The organism is Rhizobacter sp. P3_B12 (assembly GCF_056402895.1).
Genome location: NZ_JBFUGN010000523.1, coordinates 1 through 4,308, shown reverse-complemented (window position 1 = coordinate 4,308; position 4,308 = coordinate 1). Strand labels below are relative to the sequence as shown.

At 68.2% G+C, this 4,308-nt stretch carries 3 protein-coding genes; 2 read left to right on the top strand and 1 reads right to left on the bottom strand.

From position 1 onward, the window contains the following. A partial coding sequence (locus AC1D01_RS22860; RefSeq protein WP_477870358.1) for a LysR family transcriptional regulator occupies positions 1-252 on the bottom strand: 252 nt, incomplete at its 3' end. A gap of 114 nt (positions 253-366) precedes the next feature. Between AC1D01_RS22860 and AC1D01_RS22855 the strand changes: the two genes are divergently transcribed. Both AC1D01_RS22855 and AC1D01_RS22850 read left to right on the top strand, forming a co-directional pair. Next, the gene (locus AC1D01_RS22855) at positions 367-1,290 is read left to right on the top strand and encodes an alpha/beta fold hydrolase (RefSeq protein WP_477870356.1); all 924 of its coding nucleotides are present in this window, start codon (positions 367-369) and stop codon (positions 1,288-1,290) included. A 126-nt stretch (positions 1,291-1,416) separates the two neighbouring features. Then, positions 1,417-4,308 (top strand): glycoside hydrolase family 3 N-terminal domain-containing protein (locus AC1D01_RS22850; RefSeq protein WP_477870354.1); only part of this gene is annotated, 2,892 nt, incomplete at its 3' end.

Sequence of the window (4,308 nt, the reverse complement as noted above, 5' to 3'; positions counted from 1 at the left end):
CTGCACGCCCGCCATCGCCGTCTGCAACGAAGCCAGCGGGTCGCTCACCTGCTGCAGGAAGCGCTCGCCGCTTTCGGTCAACGCCAGCCGCCGTGTGCTGCGCTGGAAGAGCCGCGCGCCGAGCTCGGCCTCGAGCTTCGCCACGTTCTTGCTGACGCCCGCCGGCGTCAGGCCCAGTACCCGCGCCGCGGCCGAGAAGCTGCCGTGCTCTGCCGTGTGCACGAACGACACCAGGTGCTGCAGGTAGGTCATGCCCGATCTTAAACCGATGGTTGAAGCTGATTGCGTCCGTTTCCGGCTAGTCGGTTCAAGCTGCTTTCAAGACACTGGCGCCAGCTGTTCACCTTTCACCTCAAGGAGATCCTCATGCGAAACCTCATGTCCCTGGCCCTGGCATCGCTGACGATGCTGGCCGTGCCGGCCGCTGCCTCGGCTCAATCCCTCCAGTACCCGACGCCCACGTTCTCGACCCGCCAGGTCACCACCAACGGCGCGACCATCCACGTCCGCTCCGGCGGCAAGGGCCCTGCGGTGGTGCTGCTGCACGGCTACGGCGAGACCGGCGACATGTGGGTGCCGCTCGCGATCGACCTGGCGCGCGACCACACGGTGATCGTGCCGGACCTGCGCGGGCTCGGCCTGTCGTCCAAGCCGGCCGGCGGATTCGACAAGAAGACCCAGGCCGGCGACGTGAGCGGCGTGCTGCAGGCCTTCGGCGTGCAGCAGGCCGACGTCGTCGCGCACGACATCGGCAACATGGTCGCCTTCCAGTTCGCCGCGCAGCACCCCGGGCAGGTGCGCCGCCTGGTGCTGATCGATGCGCCGGTGCCGGGTGTCGGGCCGTGGGAAGAGATCCTGAAGAACCCGCTGCTGTGGCACTTCCGCTTCGGCGGGCCGGACATGGAACGCCTCGTTGCCGGCCGCGAGCGCATCTACCTCGATCGCTTCTGGAACGAGTTCTCGGCCACGCCCGCGCGCTTCAGCGAAGCGGCACGCCAGCACTACGCGGCGCTTTATGCCCGCCCGGGTGCGATGCATTCCGGCTTTGCGCAGTTCGCAGCGTTCGACCAGGACGCGGTCGACAACCGCGCCTTCCTCGCCGGCAACCGCTTGAAGATGCCCGTGCTGGCGCTGGGCGGCGAGAAGTCGTTCGGGCTGACGATGGCCACCGTGATGCGCGCCGGCGCCGACGACGTGACCGAAGGCATCGTCCCCGGCTCGGGCCACTGGATCATGGAAGAGAACCCCGCGGCGACCGGCCAGCTGGTGCGGAACTTCCTCGCCAGGTGAAAGCCCGCCGTAATGAGTATTTAACCTAGTGAAATATTTCGTCAAGATCTCCTAGAGTCCGCGCAGCACCGAAATGGAAGCGGTTCCATTCGCTGCCTACAAGAGACATATCAAGGAGACGACAAGATGAAACGGTGGCTCACGATGGGGCTGACGGCGCTCACGCTCGGCCTGGGCGGTTGCGGTGGTGGTGACGACGACGCACCGCCCGCACCGCCGCCGTCTCCCCCTGAGAACAAGCCGCTGGACGACTGGCCCGCGATCCACAGCGCGATCCCGCAGGACGCCTCGCAGGAAGCGCAGATCAAGGGCCTCGTCGCGAACATGACGCTGGCGCAGAAGGTCGGCCAGATGACGCAGCCCGACATCCGCAGCATCACGCCCGACCAGGTGCGGCAGTACTACATCGGCTCGGTGCTGAACGGCGGCGGCGCCTGGCCCGGCAACAAGAAGAACGCCGCCGTGGCCGACTGGCTCGCGCTGGCCGATGCCTACTGGCAGGCGTCGATGGACACCGACCTGGCCGTCAAGATCCCGGTGATCTGGGGCACCGACGCCGTGCACGGCCACGGCAACGTCTATGGCGCCACGCTGTTCCCGCAGAACATCGGCCTGGGCGCCGCGAACGATCCCGCGCTGATCGAGCGCATCGGCGAAGCCGTCGCGATGCAGGTGCACTCCACCGGCATCGACTGGACCTTCGCACCCACGCTCGCGGTGGTGCGCGACGACCGCTGGGGCCGCACCTACGAAGGCTTCTCGGAAGACCCGGCCATCGTCGCCAGCTACGGCGGGCGCTACACCACCGGGCTGCAGGGCAGTTTCGCGGCCTCGGGCCGGCCCACCGTGGTGGCCACCGCCAAGCACTTCATGGGCGATGGCGGCACCGACATGGGCAAGGACCAGGGCGAGAACAAGGCGACGCTCGCCGAGATGATCAACATCCACGGTGCCGGCTACTACACGTCGCTCGCGGCGGGTGCGCAGACCGTGATGGCCTCGTTCAACAGCTGGACCTTCCAGGGCAGCACGAAAGACGGCCTCGCACTCGATTTCGCGAACGCCAAGATGCACGGCAACAAGTACCTGCTGACCGACGTGCTGAAGACGAAGATGGGCTTCGACGGCCTGATCGTCTCCGACTGGAATGGCATCGGCCAGGTGAAGTACACCGACGCGAGCGGTGCGGTGAAGTCGTGCACCAACGCGTCGTGCCCGCCATCGATCAACGCCGGCATGGACCTGATCATGGTGCCGGACGACTGGAAGGCCTTCATCGACAACACCATCGCCTCGGTGAACGCCGGCGAGATCCCGATGGCGCGCATCGACGATGCGGTGACCCGCATCCTGCGCGTGAAGCTGCGCTCCGGGCTGATGAAGCTCGAGGGCGGTGCGACGGTGTCGACCAAGCCTTCGCTGCGCACCGGCGCCGGCGACCCGGCCGCGCTGCAGCACCGCGAGCTGGCCCGCGAGGCGGTGCGCAAGTCGCTGGTGCTGCTCAAGAACGATGGCGGCGTGCTGCCGTTGAAGCGCGGCGAGAAGCTGCTGGTGGTGGGCCGCAGCGCCGACAGCATGTCGAACCAGACGGGCGGCTGGTCGCTCACCTGGCAGGGCACGTCGAACACGAACGCCGATTTCCCGAACGGCGACACCGTGCTGGCCGGCATCCGCGAGGCGGCGGGCGATGGCAACGTCACCTTCTCGGTCGACGCGGCGAACGTCAACGTGGCCGACTACCAGGCGGTGATCGCCGTCATCGGCGAGACCCCGTATGCCGAGGGCGCCGGTGACATCGGCAAGGCCGGCACGCTGGRGCACGCCAAGCGCTACCCGGCCGACCTCGCGGTGCTGGAGGCGGTGAAGGGCCAGGGCGTGCCCGTGGTGACGGTGCTGCTGAGCGGCCGGCCGGTGTGGGTGAACAAGGAGCTGAACCGCAGCGATGCGTTCGTCGCGGCCTTCCTGCCGGGTACCGAAGGCAAGGGCGTGGCCGACGTGCTGTTCCGCAAGGCTGATGGCGCGGTGAACTTCGACTTCCACGGGCGGCTGTCGTTCTCGTGGCCGAAGGAGGCGTGCCAGACGGTGCTGAACCGCGGCGACGCGACCTATGCGCCGCTGTTCGCGTATGGCTACGGCCTGGGCTATGCAGCCGCCGGCACGCCGGTGGGCAACACGCTCGACGAGACCACGCCGGCGCTCGGCTGCGGCCAGAGCGCGAACACCGGCCCGGCGGCGACCGAGCCGCTGGACGTGTTCAACCTCGTCGAGAACCCGAGCTTCCCGCTGTTCATCGGCTCGTCGCCGAACTGGATGATCCCGATCGGCGCTGATCTCAACGCGACCGTCGTCACGCAGGATGGCACGCTGACGCTGCAGACCGCGCAGGTCAACGTGCAGCAGGACGGCAAGAAGCTCACCTGGACGGGCTTGGGCGAGTTCAAGGCGATCGCGTCGGACCCGGCCAGCACCAGCGTGCGCAACCCGCAGAACCTGGAGAGCTACGTGCACCCGGATGCGAAGGCGGTGCTCGCGTTCGACATCGTGGTCGACCAGGCGCCGCAAGGCAGCGTGAAGATCCGCATCGACTGCGGCTACCCGTGCCGCGGCGAACTGGACGGCACCGCGGTGCTCAAGGCGCTGCCGCTGGGCACGAAGGCGACGGTGAAGATCCCGCTGTCGTGCTTCGCGGAGGCAGGCGCTGACTTCTCGGCGATCGACACCGCCTTCCTGGTGCAGACCGACAAGCCGTTCAGCGCGAGCTTCGCGAACATCCGCTGGCTGGTGAACGCGAGCGGCGATGCCGACACCCATGCCTGCGCCGAGCTGGCACCGCCGCCGCCGCCCGCCATCGAGCCGCTGCCGGGCCCGAGCGCGACGCTGCTGGGCGCGGATGGCCTGCTGACGGGCCTGGCGACGGGCCTGTACACCTCGACGCCGACGCACGTGGTGGCCACGGTGGCGAACGGCGAGGCCGACCTGCAGTTCGCAGCCGACGGCGGCAACGGCACGTTCTACTTC

Excerpts from the sequence above, each read along its gene's own strand:
- AC1D01_RS22855 (WP_477870356.1), top strand. The coding sequence starts at position 367 with ATGCGAAACCTCATGTCCCTGGCCCTGGCATCGCTGACGATGCTGGCC.